19 protein-coding genes are annotated in these 22,625 nt (G+C 50.6%); all 19 read left to right on the top strand.

All coding sequences use genetic code 11. The features are described from left to right. Positions 1-133: 133 nt before the first annotated feature. Entirely contained in the window at positions 134-2,263 is a 2,130-nt protein-coding gene (pnp, locus tag Q6A92_RS06285; protein WP_332237422.1) for a polyribonucleotide nucleotidyltransferase, read from the top strand. 234 nt (positions 2,264-2,497) lie between these two features. Beyond that, the gene (locus Q6A92_RS06280) at positions 2,498-3,733 is read left to right on the top strand and encodes a M16 family metallopeptidase (RefSeq protein ID WP_332237421.1); all 1,236 of its coding nucleotides are present in this window, start codon (positions 2,498-2,500) and stop codon (positions 3,731-3,733) included. A gap of 327 nt (positions 3,734-4,060) precedes the next feature. Continuing rightward, positions 4,061-4,954 (top strand): dipicolinic acid synthetase subunit A, encoded by an 894-nt coding sequence (gene dpaA / locus Q6A92_RS06275; protein WP_274397368.1) that lies wholly within the window; start codon positions 4,061-4,063, stop codon positions 4,952-4,954. A gap of 1 nt (position 4,955) precedes the next feature. Beyond that, complete coding sequence (locus tag Q6A92_RS06270; RefSeq protein ID WP_274397367.1) at positions 4,956-5,552, top strand: dipicolinate synthase subunit B; 597 nt, start codon at positions 4,956-4,958, stop codon at positions 5,550-5,552. Positions 5,553-5,675: 123 nt separating this feature from the next. Continuing rightward, entirely contained in the window at positions 5,676-5,879 is a 204-nt protein-coding gene (locus tag Q6A92_RS06265; RefSeq protein ID WP_274397366.1) for a hypothetical protein, read from the top strand. Beyond that, positions 5,876-7,123 carry an aspartate kinase gene (gene dapG / locus Q6A92_RS06260; protein WP_332237420.1) on the top strand — a complete coding sequence of 416 codons (1,248 nt, stop codon included), beginning with the start codon at positions 5,876-5,878 and terminating at the stop codon, positions 7,121-7,123. Before Q6A92_RS06265 ends, dapG begins: the two co-directional genes overlap by 4 nt. Positions 7,124-7,128: 5 nt before the next feature. Further along, entirely contained in the window at positions 7,129-8,031 is a 903-nt protein-coding gene (gene dapA, locus Q6A92_RS06255) for a 4-hydroxy-tetrahydrodipicolinate synthase (protein ID WP_332237419.1), read from the top strand. Positions 8,032-8,114: 83 nt separating this feature from the next. After that, entirely contained in the window at positions 8,115-8,762 is a 648-nt protein-coding gene (gene pcp / locus Q6A92_RS06250; protein ID WP_274397861.1) for a pyroglutamyl-peptidase I, read from the top strand. Positions 8,763-8,908: 146 nt separating this feature from the next. Continuing rightward, positions 8,909-10,576: a ribonuclease J gene (locus Q6A92_RS06245; RefSeq protein ID WP_274397363.1), complete on the top strand. Its 1,668-nt coding sequence runs from the start codon at positions 8,909-8,911 to the stop codon at positions 10,574-10,576. A 323-nt stretch (positions 10,577-10,899) separates the two neighbouring features. After that, positions 10,900-13,200, top strand: a complete 2,301-nt coding sequence (locus Q6A92_RS06240) for a DNA translocase FtsK (protein ID WP_332237418.1) — start codon at positions 10,900-10,902, stop codon at positions 13,198-13,200. A gap of 70 nt (positions 13,201-13,270) precedes the next feature. Then, on the top strand, positions 13,271-14,005 hold the full coding sequence (ymfI, locus tag Q6A92_RS06235) for an elongation factor P 5-aminopentanone reductase (RefSeq protein WP_274397361.1): 735 nt from the start codon (positions 13,271-13,273) through the stop codon (positions 14,003-14,005). 83 nt (positions 14,006-14,088) lie between these two features. Next, a complete protein-coding gene (locus Q6A92_RS06230) occupies positions 14,089-14,361 on the top strand; it encodes a DUF3243 domain-containing protein (protein ID WP_274397360.1) in 273 nt (90 codons plus the stop codon). Positions 14,362-14,610: 249 nt separating this feature from the next. Further along, positions 14,611-15,393 (top strand): DUF3388 domain-containing protein, encoded by a 783-nt coding sequence (locus tag Q6A92_RS06225; RefSeq protein ID WP_274397359.1) that lies wholly within the window; start codon positions 14,611-14,613, stop codon positions 15,391-15,393. A gap of 24 nt (positions 15,394-15,417) precedes the next feature. Further along, a complete protein-coding gene (locus Q6A92_RS06220; protein WP_332237417.1) occupies positions 15,418-16,320 on the top strand; it encodes a helix-turn-helix domain-containing protein in 903 nt (300 codons plus the stop codon). 128 nt (positions 16,321-16,448) lie between these two features. Then, a complete protein-coding gene (gene pgsA / locus Q6A92_RS06215; protein WP_274397357.1) occupies positions 16,449-17,027 on the top strand; it encodes a CDP-diacylglycerol--glycerol-3-phosphate 3-phosphatidyltransferase in 579 nt (192 codons plus the stop codon). 89 nt (positions 17,028-17,116) lie between these two features. Beyond that, positions 17,117-18,364, top strand: coding sequence for a competence/damage-inducible protein A (locus Q6A92_RS06210; RefSeq protein WP_332237416.1), 1,248 nt, complete (start codon positions 17,117-17,119; stop codon positions 18,362-18,364). 117 nt (positions 18,365-18,481) lie between these two features. Continuing rightward, on the top strand, positions 18,482-19,540 hold the full coding sequence (gene recA / locus Q6A92_RS06205) for a recombinase RecA (protein WP_274397355.1): 1,059 nt from the start codon (positions 18,482-18,484) through the stop codon (positions 19,538-19,540). Between the two features lie 498 nt (positions 19,541-20,038). Beyond that, the gene (rny, locus tag Q6A92_RS06200) at positions 20,039-21,604 is read left to right on the top strand and encodes a ribonuclease Y (RefSeq protein WP_274397354.1); all 1,566 of its coding nucleotides are present in this window, start codon (positions 20,039-20,041) and stop codon (positions 21,602-21,604) included. Positions 21,605-21,755: 151 nt separating this feature from the next. Next, the gene (locus Q6A92_RS06195) at positions 21,756-22,550 is read left to right on the top strand and encodes a TIGR00282 family metallophosphoesterase (protein ID WP_274397353.1); all 795 of its coding nucleotides are present in this window, start codon (positions 21,756-21,758) and stop codon (positions 22,548-22,550) included. Positions 22,551-22,625 lie beyond the last annotated feature (75 nt).

The raw sequence follows: 22,625 nt of genomic DNA, 5'->3' as shown, positions 1-22,625 counted from the left end.
GCCCGGCCTTCGCATAAAATTAGTTTTCGCTTATGGACGGAAAAACAGGTCCGCCGTTTCAAATAGGTGATGGGAGAAGCCCGGATCGGCGGGCTGTTTTGCTGTGTTTACAGAAAAGAGGTGTTACGGAGACATGGAGCAGTCGAAACGTGTTTTTGAAATGGAATGGGCCGGACGGCCGCTGCGTATCGAGATCGGAGAAATCGCCAAGCAGGCCAACGGTGCTGCACTTGTCTATTATGGCGATACGGCCGTTCTTTCTACGGCAACGGCATCGAAAGAGCCGAAAGAAGGATCTTTTTTTCCATTGACAGTCAATTATGAGGAACGGGCGTACGCGGTCGGCAAGATTCCGGGCGGCTTCATCAAAAGAGAAGGCCGGCCGAGCGATATGGCAACGCTTGCCGCCCGCCTGATTGACCGGCCGATCCGTCCGCTGTTCCCCGACGGGTTCCGCAATGAAGTACAGATTGTCAATATGGTGCTCAGCCTTGATCTGAACTGCAGCGCGCAGATGGCGGCCATGCTCGGATCGTCCGTCGCTTTATCGATTTCCGATATCCCCTTCGGCGGGCCGATCGCGGGCGTTGTCATTGGCCGGGTGGACGGAAAATTTGTCGTCAATCCGACTGTTGAACAGGCCGAAAAAAGTGATATGAGTCTGACCGTCGCAGGCACCAAAGAAGCCGTGAATATGGTCGAGGCGGGAGCGGATCAGATTCCGGAAGAAGTGATACTCGACGCGATTCTTCTGGCTCACGAACAGATCAGACAGCTGATTGCTTTTGAAGAACAGATTGTCGCTGCTGTCGGAAAAGACAAAATGGAGCCCGAGCTCTTCAGAGCGGACGCCGACTTGGAAATGCGTATTCGCGGCCTTGTAGGCGACCGTCTGGACAAAGCGATGCGGACGAAAGAAAAGCAGGCGCGTGACCGGGCAATCAATGCAGTGAAGCAATCAGTCATCTCGGTTTTTCAGGGAGAAAACGAAAATGGCGAAGAGCCGGTTGATCCGGCACTTGTGGAAGGGATTCTGCACGGTATCCTCAAAGAAGAAGTCAGACGGATGATCGTCGTTGAACATCTTCGTCCCGACGGACGGGCAATAGATGAAATCCGTCCGCTTGCCGCACGGGTCGGCCTTCTGCCGAGGGCACACGGTTCCGGGCTGTTCACCCGGGGACAGACACAGGCGCTCAGCGTCTGTACACTGGGACCGCTCAGTGATTTTCAGGCATTGGATGATTTTGCTGCCGAAGATTCCAAACGATTCATGCATCACTATAATTTTCCCGGGTTCTGCACCGGCGAAGCCCGGCCGATCCGATCGCCCGGCCGCCGGGAAATCGGACACGGAGCGCTCGGCGAACGCGCGCTGGCGCCGGTGATCCCTTCTGAAAAGGAATTCCCTTATACGATCCGCTGCGTCTCCGAAGTGCTGGAATCAAACGGATCGTCTTCTCAGGCAAGCATCTGCGGCAGCACGCTGGCGCTTATGGACGCCGGGGTTCCGATCAAGGCGCCGGTCGCGGGTATTGCCATGGGCCTCGTCAAACACGGCAACGATGTTGTTGTCCTGACGGATATCCAGGGCCTGGAAGATTCACTGGGGGATATGGATTTTAAATGTGCCGGAACGGAAAAAGGCGTGACAGCGCTTCAGATGGACATTAAGATTTCCGGGGTGACGCGCGATATCCTGTCCCGTGCTTTACGGCAGGCCAGGGAAGGCCGCATGAAGATCATGAAGACGATCCTGGCGGCAATACCCGGGCCGCGTCCGCATCTTTCCAAGTTTGCTCCGAAGATCCTGAAGATGTCGATCCATCCGGAAAAAATCCGCGATGTGATCGGAGCGGGAGGAAAAGTGATCAATAAGATCATTGATGAAACGGGTGTCAAGATCGACATCGAACAGGACGGCTCCGTTGTTATTTTCTCGGCCGATGAAACGGGAAGCCGTCGGGCAAAGCAGATGATTGAGGATCTGGTTCGCGAGGCGAAGGTCGGGGAAGTCTACATCGGAAAAGTCAAACGTATTGAGAAGTTCGGAGCATTTGTCGGCCTGTTCGGACATACAGACGGACTGATCCACATATCGGAATTGGACGACAAACGTGTCGATAAAGTGGAAGATGTCGTTAAAATCGGCGATGAAGTCCGGGTTAAGGTTATTGATATTGATCGTCAGGGCAGGATTAAACTTTCGCGCAAAGCGGCTCTTTCAGATTCGGGAGCCCGGAAGGAAACCAACGTGCGCTGAGAGCAGGAATCATAAATAATGGACAGGTCTTTTGGCTGAGTCGGTGCCGCAGGTCCGGCTTCTTTTTTTGGACCCTTTTGTTTTTTTATCCGATCCGCTGAGCGTTACTCATAATCTTAATGAAAAAGACATAAAAGAATATGAATCTATTTGTCTGCTATTTTTCATCGTGCTATAGTATATAGTAATTTAGAATGAGAATATCGAGTGAGAAGAAAAACGGGAGGATTTTTCGTGGTTATAAAACACAAATGTTCGAACGGCGTTCGCGTTTTACTGGAAAAGATGCCGTTTGTCCGTTCAGCGAGTATCGGTATCTGGATCGGAACAGGTTCAAGATACGAAAATGAATCAAACAACGGTATCTCGCATTTCATTGAACATATGCTGTTTAAGGGGACCGAGAAGCGAAGCGCGCGGGAGATTGCCGAGGCGTTTGACCGGATCGGGGGCCAGGTCAACGCGTTCACTTCAAAAGAGTGTACTTGTTTTTACGCCAAAGTCATGGACAGCGATGCATCCTACGCGGTTCATGTACTTGCCGATATGCTGTTTCACTCCCGCTTCGACAGTGCGGATCTTGAGAAGGAAAAGCAGGTCATCGGCGAAGAGATCAAGATGTACGAGGATACTCCGGACGATCTGGTCCATGATTTGCTCAGTGCCGCGAGTTTTGCCCATCATCCCCTCGGTTATCCGATTCTCGGAACCAAGCAGACGCTGGCGGATTTCAACCGGGACGATTTGAAATCGCATATGCATACGCATTATACGCCGGATAACATCGTCGTTTCTGCGGCCGGAAATCTTGACGAGTCGTTTACTGACGAGATCGACCGGATTTTTGCGGACTACAGAGTGCCGGAAAGCGAGGAACGCCAGCCGGCCCCTTCGTTCAGCCCCGGTAAAATAGCGCGTAAGAAGGAAACGGAACAGGCTCATATCTGTCTCGGCTATGCGGGGGTATCGAGCAGCGATGAGAAAATGGTGCCGCTGATGGTCATGAACAATGCCCTGGGCGGGAGCATGAGCAGCCGCCTTTTTCAGAACATCCGCGAGGATCGGGGCCTTGCCTATTCCGTCTTTTCATTTCACACGGCCTTTAAAGACAGCGGCCTTCTGACAGTGTACGCAGGCACGGGAGCCGATCAGATTGAAGAACTGGGACAGACAATCCTTGAAACAATCCGGACGATGACAAAAGAAGGCCTGACCAAGAAAGAACTGGACAGCAGCAAGGCACAGATCAAGGGGAATATCATCCTCGGGCTGGAAAGCACAAACAGCCGGATGAGCAGAAATGCAAAGAACGAGCTGATTCTCGGACACGACCGTCCGATCGATGAAATGATCAATCAGATTGATGCCGTGACTCTGGACGATGTGCACGATGTGGCGGAATCGATCTTTGATAAACCGTACTCCTGTTCCATCGTCAGCCCGACCGGAAAAATGCCGGCCGCCCTTTAATGCACTTCCGAGCCGGCAAATGTCGGAAAACTCGGCTTCACCCCAAATCTCCGGCAGATGAGGCCTTTGCTGCGGGGACTTGGGCGATTCATGCCGGACCGGCCGCAGGACACGGCGCCGATGTCCGGCCGCTTAAGAGATCATCCTGAAAAATTTTTGCTTCTTATTTGCAAAATAAAGTCCCGGAAAAATTCTGATCATTTTTCCGGGACTTTTTCTATGCTCTCAGCCCAATCATTTTCACAACAGCGGGCATTCGTCATACCATAAAGTGTTGAAAGAAAATCAGGCTATATAGTGAAAGACAGCCATGCGGAGGGAAAGTCGATGCTGACAAACAGGCACATCGTAATCTTGGGAGGGGACGCTCGGCAGATTGAAGTGATAAGCAAACTGACCGCACTGGATGCGCATCTGTCGCTGATCGGTTTTGATCAGCTGAACCGGAATTTCAACGGGGCCATTAAAAAAAATATGGAAGAGATCCGGGCGAAAGAAGTAGACAGCCTGATTCTTCCGGTCAGCGGAACGGATGAAGAAGGGAATGTCGAGACGACATTTTCCAACGAAACGATCAAATTGACCAAAGGCTGGCTTCAGGAAACTCCGACGCACTGCGCTATCTATTCGGGGATCTCGACGCCTTTTCTTGATAAAGTCTCACGCGAAACGGGACGTGAGGTCGTTAAATTATTTGAGCGTGACGATGTCGCTATCTATAACTCTATCCCGACGGTTGAGGGAACGATCATGATGGTGATCCAGCATACGGATATCACCATCCATCATGCGAATGTGATCATTCTCGGACTGGGCCGGACGGGAATGAGTCTGGCCAGGGCCTTTTCGGCGCTCGGCGCCCATGTCAAAGTGGGCGCCCGCCGTCCGGAACATATTGCCCGTGCGGTGGAGATGGGGCTCAAAGCATTTTACCTGAAGGATCTGGCGGATCAGGTGCAGGATAACGAAATATGCATCAATACGATTCCGGCCATGGTGCTGACCAGTAAAGTGCTGTCCCGCATGCCGGCCAGCAGTTTTATTATGGACATCGCTTCGCTTCCCGGGGGGACGGATTTCCGCTATGCAAAAAAGAGGGGCATCAAGGCCATTATTACACCGGGGCTTCCCGGACTTGTTGCTCCGAAAACAGCAGGCCAGATTATTGCCAATGTGCTGACGGAATTGTTGCTGGATAAATTTTCAGGGGAGGCGGAATAAGATGAGCCTTGAAGGGAAACATATCGGATTCGGAATCACCGGGTCGCACTGCACCTACAGCCAGGTCGTTCCGGAAGTTGAAAAACTGATGGAAGCGGGATGTAAAGTAACGGCTTTTGTCACCTATACGGTAAAGCAGACGGTGACTCGTTTTGGAAGCGGGGCAGACTGGGTCGGGAAAGTCGAGACGATTACAGGACATGAGGTTGTCGATTCAATTGTCAAGGCCGAACCCTACGGGCCGAAAAAACCGCTTGACTGTATGATCATCGCGCCTCTTACCGGAAACTCATTGAGCAAATTCGCCAATGCCCAGACAGACAGTCCCGTCCTGATGGCGGCCAAGGCGACATTAAGAAACGGCCGTCCTGTCGTGCTCGGTGTTTCAACAAACGACGGGCTCGGGCTTAATCTGCAGAATATTGCAAAATTAATCGTTGCAAAAAATATTTATTTTATTCCGTTCGGCCAGGATGATCCTGTGCACAAGCCGAATTCGCTGGTCGGCCGGATGGATTTGATGATTAATACGGTAGAATCGGCCCTGCTGGGGGAACAGCTTCAGCCGCTACTTGTCGATAAAACAAAGCAAGATTGACGTTTCATGTTTTTTCCCGGGCTGAATATGATAAAATAGAACTGGATTTCTAAGGGAGAGAGCTGTTTTCTGCAATTCTCCCTTTCTTTCGACTATCGGTAATTATATAATAGATGAAATGAGATGTCTATTGAACAGGAAGATCGGCCTGTCACAAACGGAGGACTGAACGCAGCTGTGGGGGACCGCGGGAGCCATTGCTCTGAAACGCTTGAAGGCTCACCGCTTCCGCTGAAAACCCGCTTCCGCCGATTGAAACCTGACGAAAAAGGCGAACGGATCGATTTGCAGCATTCTCCCAAGGTGGAAAGGATGATAGCGATTTGAAGATCATTGTACAGAAATTCGGCGGGACATCCGTCCAGACTCAGGAAATGAGAGATCATGCAGTTCAGCATGTGATGAAAGCCGTAAGCGAAGGCTATAAAGTGATTGTTGTCGTTTCCGCGATGGGCCGTGCGGGGGATCCTTATGCCACCGACACACTGCTCGGCCTCGTCGATGAATATGACAGCTCGGCGCGCGAGAGGGACATTCTGATGTCCTGCGGAGAAACGATTTCGATGGTTGTTTTTTCGAACATGCTGAAAAAGGCGGGCATCCGGTCCGAAGCCATGACAGGTGCACAGGCGGGCTTTCGGACAAACCGGACGTTTAACGAGGCGAAGATCATTGAGATGAAAGTCGGCCCTCTGCTCAAGAAGCTTGAAGGCCTTGATACGGTCGTCGTTGCCGGTTTTCAGGGACAGACAGCGGACGGCGAAATAACGACTCTCGGGCGCGGGGGCAGCGATACATCGGCCGCGGCGCTGGGGGCGGCTGTCGATGCGGAATGGATCGATATTTTTACGGATGTAAATGGTGTCATGACGGCAGATCCGCGCATTGTCAGCGATGCACGCAGACTTTCGGTCCTTACGTACAATGAGGTTTGCAACCTCGCTTATCAGGGGGCCAAAGTGATCCATCCGCGGGCGGTTGAAATTGCCATGACGGCGAAAATTCCGATACACATCCGGTCGACGATGTCGGAAGGGCTTGGCACGCTCGTCACGACGATGAACCGGGCGGGCCGCGGACAGGATATTCGGGAACGGCCGGTAACCGGGATCACCTATGTCAAGGGAGTCACGCAGATCCGCGTCCGCGCCGGCAAAGAAGAGTACGACCTTCAGGCGAAAGTGTTCAAAGCGATGGCGGAACAGGGAATCAGTGTCGATCTGATCAATATCAGTCCGAACGGCGTTGTTTACACAGTGATGGAAAAGGTGACTGATCTGGCCGTCGCAACGCTGAAAAAATTGGGCTACGCACCGGATGTGCTGAGCGGATGCGCTAAGGTTTCGGCTGTAGGAGCGGGAATGGCCGGTGTGCCCGGAGTTGCTTCGCGGATTGTGAACGCGCTTACGGAACAGGGAATCCGTATCCTGCAATCCGCCGATTCCCATAATACAATCTGGGTCCTGGTTGAACAGGCGAGGATGAAGGATGCCGTGAACGCACTGCACCATGCTTTCCACCTGGAAAGGGAACAGGAAGAAGCCGATTTGGAACAACCAAAACAGGAGTGAGAAAAATGGATTTTGGCAGATTATTGACTGCAATGGCCACACCGTTTGATGAAAACGGAGACCTCAGTCTGGAACGTACGACCGACCTTCTGGAGCATTTGATACAAAACGGTTCGGAAGGCGTTGTTGTTGCCGGGACAACAGGAGAATCGCCGACACTGACGAACGAAGAAAAACTGGTGCTTTTTGAACATGTTGTAAAAGTGGCAGACGGGCGTCTGAAAGTCATCGTAGGGACCGGAGGAAATAATACAAAACAGTCCGTTGCGTTTTCGGAAGAAGCTTCGAAGCTTGGCGTCGATGCCGTTATGGCTGTGGCACCCTATTATAACAAACCGAACCAGGAAGGACTTTACGAGCATTACAAGGCAATTGCCGAACATGTGGAGGTACCGGTTGTCATCTATAATATCCCCGGCCGTTCAAAAGTAAATATATCCGCCGGAACAATCATTCGGCTCTCTGAGATCGATAATATCGTTGCCGTCAAAGAAGCAAGCGGAGATCTGGATCAGATGGCGGCGATTATCGCCGGAACGGACGATGATTTTCATCTGTATAGCGGCGACGACGGCCTGACGCTGCCCGTTCTTGCGATCGGCGGCCAGGGTGTGATCTCTGTTTCGTCGCACGTCATCGGTCCTGAGATGAAAGACATGGTCGCGGCTTTTCTGGACGGAAACATCAAAAAGGCGGCATGTCTGCACCGGGCGATGCTTCCGCTCATGCGGGAGCTTTTTGCGGCACCCAGCCCTGCACCGATCAAGACGCTGCTTAATCACCTGGGCATTGCAGTCGGAGGCGTCCGTCTGCCGATGGTCGGATTGACGGATGAGGAGAAAGACTCGCTGTTCGATGTATATAATCGTTTTAAAAACTTTTCTGAACAGGAAATCAGAAACAGCTGAATAGGGAAATAAAGGGTGGATAGGGATGCGGGTTCCTTATTCACCCTTTTCATTCATCCAAAATAAATGATAGTCAGGGGGCGATCGGCATGAGAGTCTTGTTGAGCGGATTCGCGCCGTACGGCGAGGATCATATCAACCCTTCCTGGGAAGCGGTACGGCGGTTGGACGGCATGCGGGCTGTTGGTAATGTAACACTCTTTGCAACGAGGCTGCCTGTCGTTTATGGAGAAGCGATAGAAAGATTGATTTCATCGATCCATGTGATCAAGCCGGATGTGACGATCGCTGTCGGACAGGCCGGTGGAAGAATGCAAATCACTCCCGAACGCATTGCGATCAATGTGAGCGATGCAGCGGTACCTGATAACGCGGGCCGGATGCTGACCGATCAGGCGATCGTTTCAGACGGACCGGCCGCGTACTGGTCGACTCTGCCGATCCGTAAGATTGTTCATGCGATCAAAGGTCTCGGCATTCCCGCAGGGCTCTCCAATACGGCGGGCACTTTCGTCTGCAACCAGGTTTTCTATGGATTGATGCACGAGCTGAGCCATTCCGAGCAGACGAGAATCGGCGGCTTTATTCACGTTCCTTATATGCCTGAGCAGACTCTGGACAAACTGACGCCCTGTCTCTCGCTCGATATGATCACGAAGGCACTGAAGTGTGCCGCCGTTGTTTCTGCCAAAGCACTGATGCCGGATCACAAATTAACGGAAATTAATTAGGAAAGCATTCTTTTTCTTCGGACTCCCTGGGGCGAACATGTTTTTTATTTAAAATTGTACTTTGCATAAGGCTTTGGGTATAATAAAGTCAGTGATTAGTTCGGGTCAAAAGCGATGACTGCTCAATTTAATAGGAGGAATGCCCATTGACACATTCGAAGCAGGACAATGTGCGAATCTATGCAATGGGCGGCGTTGGCGAAATTGGAAATAATATGACAGTCATTGAGGTCAGTCATGACATTTATATTATTGATGCGGGACTGATGCACCCGCATGAAGATATGCTCGGAGTCGATACCGTGATTCCCGATGTGTCCTACCTGACTGAAAACAGGGAACGGATTAAAGCTGTGCTGTTGACGCACGGGCATCAGGCCAATATCGGCGCTCTCCCTTATTTGCTGAGGGAACTGGATGTGCCGGTTTACGGGACGGAGCTGACTCTGGCTCTTGTCAGAGAAAGCCTGAAGGAATCGGGTGAAAATGTACGCAAAGATGCTCTTGTTATCATCGATCCCGATAAGGATCTGAAAATCGGCCATTGCAATTTTTCTTTTTTTCGTACCTACCACAGCGTTCCCGATGCGATCGGCATTGCCATTCAGACGACGCAGGGAATGATTGTCCATACAGGCGACTATAAATTTGATTTTACGCCGGTCGGTGGAGTACGGACCGATGTCAGCAAGATTGCGGCGATCGGCGATAAAGGGGTGCTTTGTCTGCTTTCCGACAGCAAACATGCGGAAATCCCGGGAAAGGCGCCTTCAGATTCTGTGATCGGCGATCAATTCAGCCATTTGCTTTACTCAGCGTCCGGCCGGGTCATTATGACGGTCCACGCGACCAATATTCACCGCATCCAGCAATTTGTTGATGCCTGCATGCAGCATCACCGGAAAGTGACCATTGACGGGCGCCTTCTGGAAAGAATTATTTCAATAGCCGTTAAAGAAGGATTCCTTAATGTCCCCAGGAATACTTTCCTTTCCTGGGAAAAGGCACTGAAGTGTCCGAAGGAAGAACTGGCCGTCATTACGAGCGGTCCTGACGGTGATCCGCTTACTTCTCTGACCGGCATGGCTAATCATTTGCACAAAAAATTGAAGCTGCAGGAAAACGATCTGATTATTTACGCGGCGTCATTGACCCCGAGCAATGAAAAAACGGTCACGAATGCCATCGACCAGTTAATGAGTGAAGGAGCCCAGGTAATCTTCGGAAAGAGCGTGCACGTTTCCGGGCATGGTTCCGCCGAAGATATAAAGCTGATGCTTCAGCTGACCCGTCCGAAATATTTAATTCCGATTGACGGAGAATTTAAAATGATGAAGGCTCATCAGGCAATTGCCGAATCGATGGGGCTTCCGCCGCATCATGTCTTTCTCCTCGACAAGGGGGATGTGGTCGAATTTACAGACGGGGAAGCCAAACAGGCCGAAGCGGTGCCTGCGGGCCGGCTGCTCGTTGACGGACTTGGGGTCGGCGATGTCGGAAACATTGTATTAAGGGACCGGCGGATGCTTTCACAGGACGGCACAGTCATTGTTGTTGTCACCCTGGGGAGGCGGACGAAACGGATCCTCGCCGGGCCGGAACTCATTACACGCGGTTTTGTGTACGTCCGAGAATCAGAAGATCTACTGGAAGAAGCTAATCATATTGTTTCCGAAGTGCTTTCAAAGGCACTCACGCAGCATGTATCCGAGTGGTCATCGCTTAAAAGCGGAATACGTGACGCCTTAAGCCGTTACTTTTTTGACAAAACCAAACGCCGTCCAATGATATTGCCAATTATCATGGAATATTAAAAGGGTGAGCCGTGACCGCGGCTCACCCTTTTAAATAAGACGATGCCCAATTGCGCTGCCGCCATCGGCTCAATTGATGACTCGCAACATTCGAAAATCATATGGCTGACAGCTGCTTTTTCGATAAGTGCCCGTCACAAATAGAAAATATCAAGCCCCATTGAAAACTTTGCGAAATACGGATTAATAGAGTAAATTAAGGACAGTGGCTTACTGAAGCCTTCTGAAGAGCCGTCAGGAATTCCTGACCGATACATTTGTGGCAAGCCTTATCATTAAAGAGACGGCTGCCTTCATTTTTTTCATTGAATCGAGGTAGAATTATGGCCAATAAAAAGCGGAAGAGGGTCCGGACCAGGAAGGGATGGAAAGAAACGCTGATCTATGAAGTCGGCGGTCTTGCCATGTTTGCAATGACCTGCATCGGGATCAGCAGCCTTGGGGCGGCAGGAGAGGTGCTTAAAGAAGCCTGCCGCTTTTTAGCCGGAGACTGGTGGAACATTCTTCTTCTTTTTTCTCTGGCTCTGTCAATCTATTATATTGTGATGCGGAAGCAGCCCGTCTTTTTTACAAGAAAACTGACTGGTATGTATTTGCTCACTTTTTCGGTGCTTCTTTTCAGTCATGTGAGACTGTTTGAGATACTCTCCGCAACGAATGTGTGGCAGAACCGATCCGTTATATTCAACACGTTTGTTTTATTTCAGGGCGATTTATCGGGAAACGTTCCGAGCCAGGGGCTGGGGGGAGGCATGATCGGTGCAGTCGGCTTTGCGTTTTTCCATTATCTTTTTTCAACCACGGGAACGTTATTCATGGCCGCCTTTCTCTCTCTTGTTTCTCTGATCCTGATTACGGGCCTTTCTCTCCGGGACACCGCGAAGAAATTATTCGGAGGCCTGTTCGCCGGGGCGGCAAAAAACCTTAAAGAAGGTGCCGGCCGCCTGAAACCCCTTCTGAAAAGGAAAGAAAAGAAGAAGGAACGGCCGGATTCCGCCGATCTGAACGGAAAGCAGGAGAATATTTCTGCGGTGAGCCCGGTTCAGGAACCGGAGATTCATGATTTTAATGAACGGGTGACTGCGCCCGCCGACTCGGCGGCCGATCTGTCCAAAATAGAAGCGAAACGCGAACCTGAAGAAGAGCGGGCTGCCGGAGGGCCGGATTTTGCACAGGAAGCGCCTGAAAATGAAGATTATCAGCTGCCTCAGCTCGATCTGCTTCATCATCCGAGAAAGAATGCGCAAAATAACGAACGGAAACATATCGCTGAAAACGTGCGCACGCTTGAGCGAACATTTGAAAGCTTCGGAGTGAGGGCCGCCGTCCGCGAAGTGCATCTCGGCCCTGCCGTGACGCGTTACGAAGTTTATCCCGAAGCCGGCGTCAAGGTCAGCCGCATCCTCGGTTTAAGCGATGATCTTGCTCTCGCGCTCGCCGCCAAGGATATTCGCATAGAGGCGCCGATACCGGGAAAATCGGCCGTCGGCATTGAAGTGCCTAACCGCGAAGTGGCTATGGTCGGACTCCGGGAGGTCCTGGAGTCAAAAAATGCCAAACGTGCGACTTCGAAACTGACCGTCGGCCTCGGCCGCGATATTTCGGGCGAGCCGATTCTGGCCGATCTGAATAAAATGCCCCACCTGCTTGTCGCCGGAGCAACAGGCAGCGGGAAAAGCGTCTGCATCAACAGTATTATTATCACGCTGCTGATGCGCACCAAGCCGAGCGAAGTGAAACTTTTCATGATTGACCCTAAAATGGTTGAACTGAATGTGTATAACGGCATTCCCCATCTGCTGACGCCGGTCGTCACCGATCCGGCAAAAGCGGCTCAGGGGCTGAAAAATGTCGTCGGCGAAATGGAAAGACGCTACGAACTTTTCTCGGAAAGCGGCACGCGGAACCTCGAGAGCTACAATGAAACGGTCAGAAAGTTTAATGAAAAGCATGAAGAAAAGCAACCGCTGATGCCTTATATTGTCGTCATTATCGATGAGCTCGCCGATCTGATGATGGTCGCCTCCAAGGATGTCGAAGAGACGGTTACGCGTCTGGCACAGATGGCGAGAGCGGCCGGCATTCATTTAATCATTGCGACTCAGCGCCCTTCGGTCGATATTATCACCGGAGTGATTAAGGCGAATATCCCGTCCAGAATCGCTTTCAGTGTTTCGTCAATGATGGACTCGCGGACGATTCTCGATTCCGGAGGCGCCGAAAAGCTTCTTGGAAAAGGGGACATGCTGTTTCTGCCGATCGGAGCCTCCAAACCGACACGTATACAGGGCGCTTTTCTTTCAGATGATGAAGTTGAAAATGTGGTTCAGTATGTAATCGGACAGCAAAAGGCCAACTACAGAAAAGATATGATGCCGGCCGACCAGCCGGAAAGCGGCCGGGAAAAAGTGGATGACGAACTGTTCGACGATGCTGTGCAGCTGGTGGTCGGCATGCAGACCGCCAGTGTTTCGATGCTGCAGCGCCGGTTCCGCATCGGCTATACGCGTGCCGCCCGTCTGATTGATGCGATGGAGGAGCGCCATATTGTCGGCCCTTATGAAGGAAGCAAGCCCAGGGCCGTGCTGATTACGAAACAGGACGACGAAGCTTCGACACGCTGACGGCCGAGTATCCGGCTGCCGGCCTGCCGGGTATAATAAATACAGAACAAAAAAGGAAGGACAGCAGGTGATGCATGTGGGCAGAACGCTGATTACCGGGGCAAGCGGAGCCATAGGAAGGGCAACGGCGAAAAAACTGGCCGCTGCCGGGAAATCTTTGTTTCTCCACTACAATAAGGGAGAGGAAGCGGCTTTCCGGCTTGCAGCCGAACTTGCGGAAAACCATCCGGATCAGATATTTTCGTGTGTCCGGGCGGATCTTGCGAAAGAATCGGGGCCTGACGAACTGCTTGCACGCCTCGACGGTCCGGTCGACGCCGTCGTTTATAACTGCGGGAAAAGCCAGGTCGGGCTGTTTCAGGACGTTGCCTCGGAAACCGTCAAGGAGTTTGTTCAGCTTCAGCTCGTCAGCCCATTCCGGCTGCTTCAGCAGCTGATCCGTCCGATGATCCGCGGGCAGAGAGGGAACATTGTTTTTGTCTCCTCTATTTGGGGACTGACCGGCGCTTCGACGGAAGTACTGTATTCGATGGTCAAGGGAGGACAGAATACATTGGTCAAGGCGCTGGCCAAGGAGCTGGCACCGAGCGGCATCCCCGTTAATGCGGTTGCTCCCGGAGCGGTGGACACGCCGATGATGAATGATTTTAATAAAGAGGACATCGACCTGATCAAAGAAGCAATTCCGATGGGAAGGCTCGGACGCCCCGAGGAAATTGCCGCATTGATCGCTTTTCTGATCGGCTCCGATGCTGCTTATATCAGCGGCCAGATTATCTCCGTGAACGGTGCGTGGTACTGCTGAATGGATGAGTTTTCCTGCATAAGCCGGATCTGTTGAGACACGCTATGAAAAGCAACACAAAAGTATCTCAGGGAGGCGAGTGGATGTCTGTTTTGGACAATTGGGATCATTGGAAAGATTTTCTGGGCGATCGGATTCAGCAGGCCAAGAGTCTGGGCGTTGATCAGGAGGCGTTGTCCGGTTTCGCTAAAAAAATCGGGGATTATCTGAATGAAAATGTAGATCCGAAGACTGAACAGGAACGTGTTCTGTCTGACTTATGGAATGTGGCGGACGAACATGAACGACTCGTTCTGGCGAGTCTGATGATTAAATTGGTCACTTCGGATACTGATGCCGCAGAGCGATCTGTTTAAACAGATGCCTGCAAAAAAGAGATGCCTGACGGTGTCTCTTTTTTTGAAAAACGGTGTCGTTAAACAGGAAAAATTATGATAGAATTATGACTGATGGTTCATGAAGAAAAACCTGTCTCCGTTTTCCAATGGACGGATTGAATAGAAAAACTCATCCATTTTTCCTATAGGGCACAAGGAAATACCTCTTGAAAACCTGTATATTTTAAGATAAATTGAACTGGATTGTTTTTTATGGGGAGGATCTCCATGGCAGACGGTAAGGAATGGTATCTGGAATACGAAATACATAGAAACAGGCCTGGTCTGCTGGGAGATGTGTCATCGCTGCTTGGCATGCTTGGAGTCAATATATTAACAATAAACGGTGTAGATCATGAGCGAAGAGGGCTGCTCGTCGCTGCCCGCGATGATAAGCAAATCGAACGTTTTCTTTCCATTGCTGAAACGATGGAGACCATTCATCTGACAAAAGTGCGCCCGCCGACTTTAAGCGACCGTCTGGCGGTCCGCCACGGGCGTTATATTGAGAGGGACACGGGGGATCGCAAGACGTTTCGGTTTACAAGGGATGAAATCGGTCTGCTTGTTGATTTTATGGCCGAATTGTTTAAGATGTCCGGGCATCCTCTGCTTGGTATAAGGGGGCTTCCCCGGGTCGGCAAATCCGAATCAGTTATTGCCGCAAGTGTTTCCGCAAATAAACGATGGATATTTGTTTCTTCGACATTGCTCAAGCAGACCGTCCGTACCCGGTTGTCTGACGATGAGCGTTCAACGGATCACATTTACGTGATTGACGGTGTTGTTTCCAAAAGAAGAGGCTCGGAGAGTCACTGGGATTTGATACGACAGCTTATGCGGGCCCCTGTGACTAAAGTCATCGAACATCCTGATGATTTTGTAAGGGAAACAGAGTATACATTGGAAGATTTTGACTACCTTCTGGAATTGCGCAATCATCAGGACGAGCAGATCAGGAGCAGCGACGATTCCATTCATTCGGATTTTCCCCGGTCTGATTTTAATTAACAATGACAATGGCAGGTGTTATTAGTGAGTGAACTAGGTCAAACATTGAAGGAGGCCCGTGAAGCGAAGGGACTCTCTCTGGACGATCTGCAGGAGGAAACAAAGATCCAGAAACGCTATCTTCAGGCAATAGAAGACGGCGATTTCAAGCAGTTGCCCGGAGATTTTTACACAAGGGCATTTATCAAAAGCTACGCGGAAGCCGTAGGAGTGGATTTCGGCGAGTTGTCCGAGCAAAATGCCAGTGAACTTCCCCAAGTGCATCGGGAGCCTGCCGAAATCCGCACGCTTCCGCCCGACGGAAGTGAAGAGATGCCTGCTTCAAGAACCGTCCGGCATCAGGCGGCGCGTTCCGGCACAAAAGGCTGGTCTTCTTTTCTGAGTAAGGCAATTATTGCTGTTTTTGTTCTGATTGCGATTATGATTGTTTATATTCTGGCCACTAATTTGATGGGCGGGCATTCGAGCCAGGCTCCCAAGGGCAGCCAGGGAGGTGCTTCTTCTGTTTCCTTCAAGGGGAGCAGTTCCTCAACGGCAAAATCCGGAAATTCAGGTGCTCAATCGAATTCTTCGGCGCAGAAAAACAATTCGGCTTCTTCATCGGTACAGCAGAGCCTGAAAATGGACGGGTCACAGGGGTCGACGACGACCTACACGCTTTCCGGAACGACTAAATTTGCCGTATCTCTTTCCGCAGCGAAGGGGAAAAGCTCATGGATCAGCGCCACGGATGTCAAAAGCGGCCATCAGCTTGTTCAGGGAATCGCGTCGGGATCCAAGGCTTTTAACTTTGATGCATCCAATGTCCAGTCTCTGCGCATCGATGTCGGCAACGCACCGAATACCGTGCTGAAGATCAACGGCAAGAATTTCACATTTCCCAGCCAGACAATCGTTCAGACGATTATTATTAATTTTAATAAATAAGCAGACCCTTGAGTTGGAGTCAGCCGGATCCGGCGGCTCCTTTTTTCATGCGGCCGGCAAAGTGTGAAAGTTATGTGTCTGTAAAAAGAGAATGGATATTTTTTTCTCTTAAAAAGGAGGATTCTGTCATGAATATCGCCAATAAATTAACTGTATCCCGCATGATTATGATCCCCGTTTTTCTTGTTTTTTTGCTTGCCCCGATCGATCTTGGCACTGCAGGTTCAGGGGGCTTTGCGCTTCCGGTTTCCCAAATGCTTGCCGGCTTCATCTTCATTATTGCTTCCATAACTGACCTGCTTGACGGCCGGATTGCGAGAAAACGCCGCCTTGTGACAAACTTTGGAAAATTTTCCGATCCTCTGGCCGATAAGCTGCTGGTGATGAGTGCCTTTGTGTCGTTTGCCGGTATGGAAAGGATAGCCTCATGGATTGTCATCGTCATTCTTGCCCGCGAGTTCGCAGTTACCGGCCTGCGTCTGGTGGCTGCGGGCGAAGGCGATGTGATTGCCGCAGGACAGATGGGAAAATGGAAGACACTCTTTCAGATGCTGACCGTCATCTCCTTTTTATTCAACAACATTCCTTTCGGCCTGAGCGGATTCCCTTTAGATCAGTTCCTTCTTTGGATCGCCCTGCTGCTGACGATCCTGTCCGGCATCGATTATTTCTATAAGAACCGTGAAGTCTTGCTTCGTTCGAAGTGAATCTTGGCGGTTGCACTTCGTGCCGGACTGCCAGATAATAAAATAAGAAAAGGCAAGTCTGGAAAATAGGAAGGGAGAATTCTGATTTTATGAATGCGGAAATTATTGCAGTAGGTTCAGAATTGCTGCTTGGACAGATCGCCAATACAAACGCCCGGTTTATTTCCGAGCGGCTGGCTTTGCTGGGCATTGATGTTTACTTTCATACCGTGTGCGGCGATAACAGAGGGCGTCTTCTCGATGTGATAAAAAACGCTGAATCGCGTGCAGATCTGCTGATCTTTACCGGAGGCCTCGGGCCGACGAAAGACGATCTTACAAAAGAAACGGTTGCGCAGGCGCTTGGCAGATCCCTTGTGACGGATCAGGAAGCAATGGACAGCATGCTCGACTATTTTCGAGTGACCGGACGGGAGATGACGGAGAATAACCGGAAGCAGGCTCTTGTCATTGAAGGCAGCCATGTACTTCCGAATCGTCAGGGGATGGCACCCGGGATGATTGTCGAGCAGGACGGCCGTCTGTATCTGCTGATGCCCGGAGTCCCTTCCGAAATGAAACCGATGTTTCTCGACTTTGCCGGCGACTATCTGGCGCATCGCCATCCGCAGCACATTCAATCGCGTGTTCTCCGTTTCTTCGGGATCGGAGAGTCTCAGCTGGAAACCAAAATTATCGATCTGATCGATGCCCAGTCCAATCCGACGATTGCGCCGCTGGCCAAGGAAAGCGAAGTGACGCTCAGACTGACGGCAAAACATGAAAGCCTGGATGAAGCTGTTAAAATGCTTGACCGGATTGAACGGCGGATCAATGAGAGGGTAGGCCGATATCTCTACGGATACGGAGAAGAAACACTGGCGGAGGTCGTATTCAAGCTTCTGACCAATCAGCAGAAGACGATTGCCTTTGCGGAAAGCTTGACCGGCGGTATGGCCGCAGAATGGCTGACCGGGTTTTCCGGCGCTTCCTCTGTACTGAACGGCGCTGTCGTCTGCTACACGAACCCGGTAAAAGAACAGGTGCTGAAGGTGCCCTTGGCTGTATTGAACGGGGAAGGCGCCGTGAGCGGAAGGTGTGCCGAAATAATGGCTGCCTCCGTCAGGAATTTATGCGGTTCGGATCTCGGCGTCGGCTTTACCGGTGTCGCCGGACCTGATAAAAGCGAAGGCAAAGAAGTCGGCACGGTCTACATCGGTTTCGCGGATGCGGAAGGTGCGAAAAGCTATTTGTTCCATTTCAACGGGTCGCGCCGGAAAATCAGGACGCAGTCCGTCAAAACCGGGTATGATCTGATCAGGCGCCATCTCTGCCATCTGCCGATCCTTGAGAAATAAAATCTGTCCGGAAAGGCCAGACAGACAAATACGAACAAATATTCCCAGAACGCTTGTGCTGATTCTGGAAAAAGGTTATGATGATAGAAGGATGTCTTAAGGAGATGAATCGAAACAATGGCTGAAAAGAATGAAAGAAAAGCGGCACTTGACAATGCCCTGCGTCAGATTGAAAAACAATTTGGCAAAGGTTCGATTATGAGGCTGGGGGAACAGCCGGAACAACGTGTTTCCACCGTATCGAGCGGTTCGCTGGCCCTGGATATTGCGATGGGTGTCGGCGGCTACCCGCGCGGCCGCATTATTGAAATTTACGGGCCTGAATCTTCAGGGAAAACGACCGTGGCGCTCCATGCGATCGCCGAAGCGCAGAAAGGCGGCGGCCAGGCGGCCTTTATCGATGCCGAACATGCACTGGATCCCGTATACGCGGAACATCTCGGCGTGAACATCGACGAATTGCTGCTGTCGCAGCCGGACACCGGCGAACAGGCGCTTGAAATTGCCGAAGCCCTGGTCCGGAGCGGCGCGATTGATATCATTGTCGTCGATTCCGTGGCCGCTCTTGTTCCCAAGGCGGAAATTGAAGGAGAAATGGGCGACGCGCATGTCGGGCTGCAGGCGCGGCTGATGTCGCAGGCCTTGCGGAAATTGTCCGGCGTCATCAGCAAATCAAAGACAACAGCCATTTTCATCAATCAGATCCGTGAGAAGATCGGCGTGATGTTCGGCAATCCGGAGACCACCCCGGGCGGACGGGCCCTGAAATTCTATGCGTCGGTCCGTCTTGAAGTGCGCCGTGCCGAAGCACTTAAGGTCGGCAATGACATTGTCGGCAACCGCACAAGAATTAAAGTAGCCAAGAATAAGGTTGCTCCCCCGTTCAAACAGGCAGAGGTCGATATTATGTACGGCCATGGGATTTCTCAGGAAGGAGAAATTCTGGATATTGGAGCAGAGCTTGATATCGTCGAGAAAAGCGGCGCGTGGTATTCATATAATAAAGAACGGCTCGGTCAGGGCCGTGAAAATGCCAAATTGTTTTTAAAAGAAAATGAGCCGATAAAGGACGAGATCAGGAAACAAATCCGTGCTCATTATCACCTGGACGACGGACCGGCCGATGAGACGGCTTCGGAAGATGCGGAACAGCCCGCGGGCAAAGAATCGAATTAAGCTTTACGGAAATTGCTCAGCGGGCGGGCGCCTTTGGAAATTGATGAAGTGAATAGATGAATATGATTAGATAAAGGGATTGTGCTGGAAAAAGGACGTAAGGGTTCCGTGAACAGTACAGTTCTTTTAGACTAAATTCGCAGAATATTCGTAAAAAAATGCTCGGCATTTGTAACTTGCTTTCATTATTATGCGTCAATTATGCCGCAAGGTTGACAACCCAAAATCTCAACTATAAAATTAAACTGTAACTTCCATGTAATTGATTTGTGAATATGTAAACTTTTCTAAAAGTATGTGCTTAAAAAGCGGCGATTGAGGATATCAGGGAGAGCGGATCGTTTCACGGCAAGCGGAGACGCCTTTTCTTCACATGAGAAGAAACAAAACCGCGATGCAATTTCCGGTTTCTTATATTGTTTCTTTATTAAGCTCATCCGAAAGTAAAAGTGAATGATTTTACTTCTTGACGATATGGGAAGGCAAGGAGGTGAAAAGATGACTAGTCTTATTGTTACAATCATCTCCATTGCGCTTATCTCTGTAGTTTGTCTGTTTGTTGGGTATACGATCCGAAAAAAAATTGCCGAGGCTAAGATTACTTCTGCGGAGACTGCTGCGCATCAAATCATTGACGATGCCCATCGTGATGCGGAAGCGTTGAAGAAAGAAACCCTTCTTGAAGCAAAGGATGAAATTCATACTTTCAGGTCACAAGCTGAAAATGAAGCCCGGGAACGCAGAAATGAACTTCAAAAGCAAGAAAATCGCCTGGCACAGAAAGAGGATCTGCTGGATCGGAAAAGCGAATCTCTTGATAATAAGGAAAGTTCATTGGGAAAAAAGGAGGAAGCACTTAGCAAGAAACATCGACAAATTGAAGAGATGGAGAGCAAAGTGGAGGAATTGCTGCAAAAACAGCAGTCGGAGCTGGAGCGCATTTCCGGACTGACGAACGAAGAAGCCAAAGAGCTGATTCTGAATCAGGTAAAACAGGAAACAGCTCATGAGGCTGCTCAAGTTGCCAAGGATATTGAGACCCGGGCAAAAGAAGATGCCGAAAAGAAAGCGAAAAGCATTCTTTCGCTGGCGATTCAGCGCTGTGCGGCGGACCACGTTGCCGAGACAACCGTATCGGTTGTTAATCTGCCCAATGATGAGATGAAAGGGCGGATCATCGGAAGGGAAGGACGGAACATCCGCACACTGGAGACGCTGACGGGAATTGATCTGATCATCGACGATACTCCGGAGGCTGTGATCCTGTCCGGTTTTGATCCGATCCGGCGCGAAGTCGCGAGGATTGCTTTGGAAAAGCTCGTTCAGGACGGACGGATTCATCCGGCGCGCATTGAAGAAATGGTTGAAAAGGCGCGCCATGAAGTAGATGAAAAAATCCGGGATTACGGCGAACAAACCACTTTTGAGGTCGGCATTCACAGCCTGCATCCGGATCTGATCAAGATTTTAGGCCGCCTGCATTTCAGAACGAGCTACGGCCAGAATGTTCTTAAGCACTCTGTGGAAGTTGCTTTTCTATGCGGCATGATGGCCGCGGAGCTCGGCGAGGATGAGATGCTGGCCAGACGTGCCGGATTGCTTCATGACATTGGAAAAGCAATCGATCATGAAGTAGAGGGAAGTCACGTCGAGATCGGTGTCGAACTGGCGACAAAATATAAAGAACATCCTGTTGTAATTAACAGTATTGCTTCTCATCATGGAGATACAGAAGCTACATCTGTCATATCCGTACTGGTTGCGGCGGCGGATGCACTGTCGGCGGCCAGGCCGGGTGCCCGGCGCGAAACGCTGGAGACGTATATTCACCGTCTTGAAAAACTGGAAGAAATATCCGAGTCTTTCGAAGGCGTCGAAAAGTCGTATGCGATCCAGGCGGGACGCGAAATTCGTATTATCGTCCAGCCGGATGTTATTGATGACGCAAAGTCTTATCAGCTGGCGCATGATATTACCCGGAAGATTGAGAATGAGCTTGATTATCCCGGAAATATCAAGGTTACCGTCATCCGTGAGACACGGGCAGTGGAGTATGCAAAATAAAAAAAGCGGCTGATTGCCGCTTTTTTTATTCGTTTTTTCTTTGCCGTCCATCAGGCTATTTTGAGAATCCTTAATCGAATCGTTGTTTGCCGGCAGCGTTTGTCGTCAATTTCTCGAATCGGTTCAGTTAAAAGAAAAGAGTGTGTGTCATATGAGAATTTTATTTATAGGGGACGTTTACGGAAAGACCGGGCGCGAGATGGTCGAACAATATTTGCCGAAACTGAAAGACTCTTATCATCCGGATGCAATAATTATCAATGCCGAAAATGCCGCTCACGGAAAAGGCATTACGAAAAAAATATACAATCGGCTGACAGAACTTGGAGCGGACATGCTCACAATGGGCAACCATACGTGGGATAACCGTGAAATTTTCGAATTTATTGACGATGCAAAACGAATGGTCCGTCCGGCGAACTTTCCCGAAGGAACGCCCGGCACCGGACTGCGCATCATTCCGATCAATAAAGTCCGCATGGCGGTAATTAACATTCAGGGCCGCGTTTTTCTGCCGGCAATCGACGATCCGTTCCGTACGGCCGATCGGCTGGTTGCGGATGCACGAGAAAAGACGCCGATTATTTTTGTAGATATTCATGCAGAGACGACCAGCGAAAAACTGGCTCTGGGCCGCTATCTCGACGGCCGCGTCTCGGCGGTCATCGGGACGCACACACATGTGCAGACGGCGGATGAACGGATTTTTCCGGGAGGGACGGCTTACTTGTCCGATGCAGGAATGACGGGACCGTACAACGGCATCATCGGAGTAGAGCGGACGGCGGTCGTAAGAAGATTTCTGACCTCAATGCCGGTCCGCTTCGAGAGCGAAGAAGGGCCGGGTCAGCTGAGCGCAGTCATCGTCGACATCGATGAGCAGAACGGGAAGGCGACGCACATAGAACGGCTGCTGATTAATGATGATCATCCTTTTTTTGAGTGAGCCGCGTCCGGCCGGTTAAAAGGCAGGAATAGTCATCCTTAAGGGGAATATAGTAAATTATGGGCAATCCTCATA

Origin of the sequence: Sporolactobacillus sp. KGMB 08714, from assembly GCF_036598985.1 — a bacterium.
In the GTDB taxonomy this organism is placed as follows: Bacteria; Bacillota; Bacilli; order Bacillales; family Sporolactobacillaceae; genus Sporolactobacillus.
This window is presented reverse-complemented; position numbering and strand designations above follow the sequence as displayed.

What these genes read in the sequence shown, in the direction of transcription:
- Q6A92_RS06240 (WP_332237418.1), top strand. Translation starts at nt 10,900, where the DNA reads ATGGCCAATAAAAAGCGGAAGAGGGTCCGGACCAGGAAGGGATGGAAA.
- Q6A92_RS06225 (WP_274397359.1), top strand. Translation starts at nt 14,611, where the DNA reads ATGGCAGACGGTAAGGAATGGTATCTGGAATACGAAATACATAGAAAC.
- dapA (WP_332237419.1), top strand. Translation starts at nt 7,129, where the DNA reads ATGGATTTTGGCAGATTATTGACTGCAATGGCCACACCGTTTGATGAA.
- rny (WP_274397354.1), top strand. Translation starts at nt 20,039, where the DNA reads ATGACTAGTCTTATTGTTACAATCATCTCCATTGCGCTTATCTCTGTA.
- recA (WP_274397355.1), top strand. Translation starts at nt 18,482, where the DNA reads ATGGCTGAAAAGAATGAAAGAAAAGCGGCACTTGACAATGCCCTGCGT.
- Q6A92_RS06230 (WP_274397360.1), top strand. Translation starts at nt 14,089, where the DNA reads ATGTCTGTTTTGGACAATTGGGATCATTGGAAAGATTTTCTGGGCGAT.
- Q6A92_RS06270 (WP_274397367.1), top strand. Translation starts at nt 4,956, where the DNA reads ATGAGCCTTGAAGGGAAACATATCGGATTCGGAATCACCGGGTCGCAC.
- pnp (WP_332237422.1), top strand. Translation starts at nt 134, where the DNA reads ATGGAGCAGTCGAAACGTGTTTTTGAAATGGAATGGGCCGGACGGCCG.
- dpaA (WP_274397368.1), top strand. Translation starts at nt 4,061, where the DNA reads ATGCTGACAAACAGGCACATCGTAATCTTGGGAGGGGACGCTCGGCAG.
- pgsA (WP_274397357.1), top strand. Translation starts at nt 16,449, where the DNA reads ATGAATATCGCCAATAAATTAACTGTATCCCGCATGATTATGATCCCC.
- Q6A92_RS06210 (WP_332237416.1), top strand. Translation starts at nt 17,117, where the DNA reads ATGAATGCGGAAATTATTGCAGTAGGTTCAGAATTGCTGCTTGGACAG.
- Q6A92_RS06265 (WP_274397366.1), top strand. Translation starts at nt 5,676, where the DNA reads ATGTCTATTGAACAGGAAGATCGGCCTGTCACAAACGGAGGACTGAAC.
- ymfI (WP_274397361.1), top strand. Translation starts at nt 13,271, where the DNA reads ATGCATGTGGGCAGAACGCTGATTACCGGGGCAAGCGGAGCCATAGGA.
- Q6A92_RS06195 (WP_274397353.1), top strand. Translation starts at nt 21,756, where the DNA reads ATGAGAATTTTATTTATAGGGGACGTTTACGGAAAGACCGGGCGCGAG.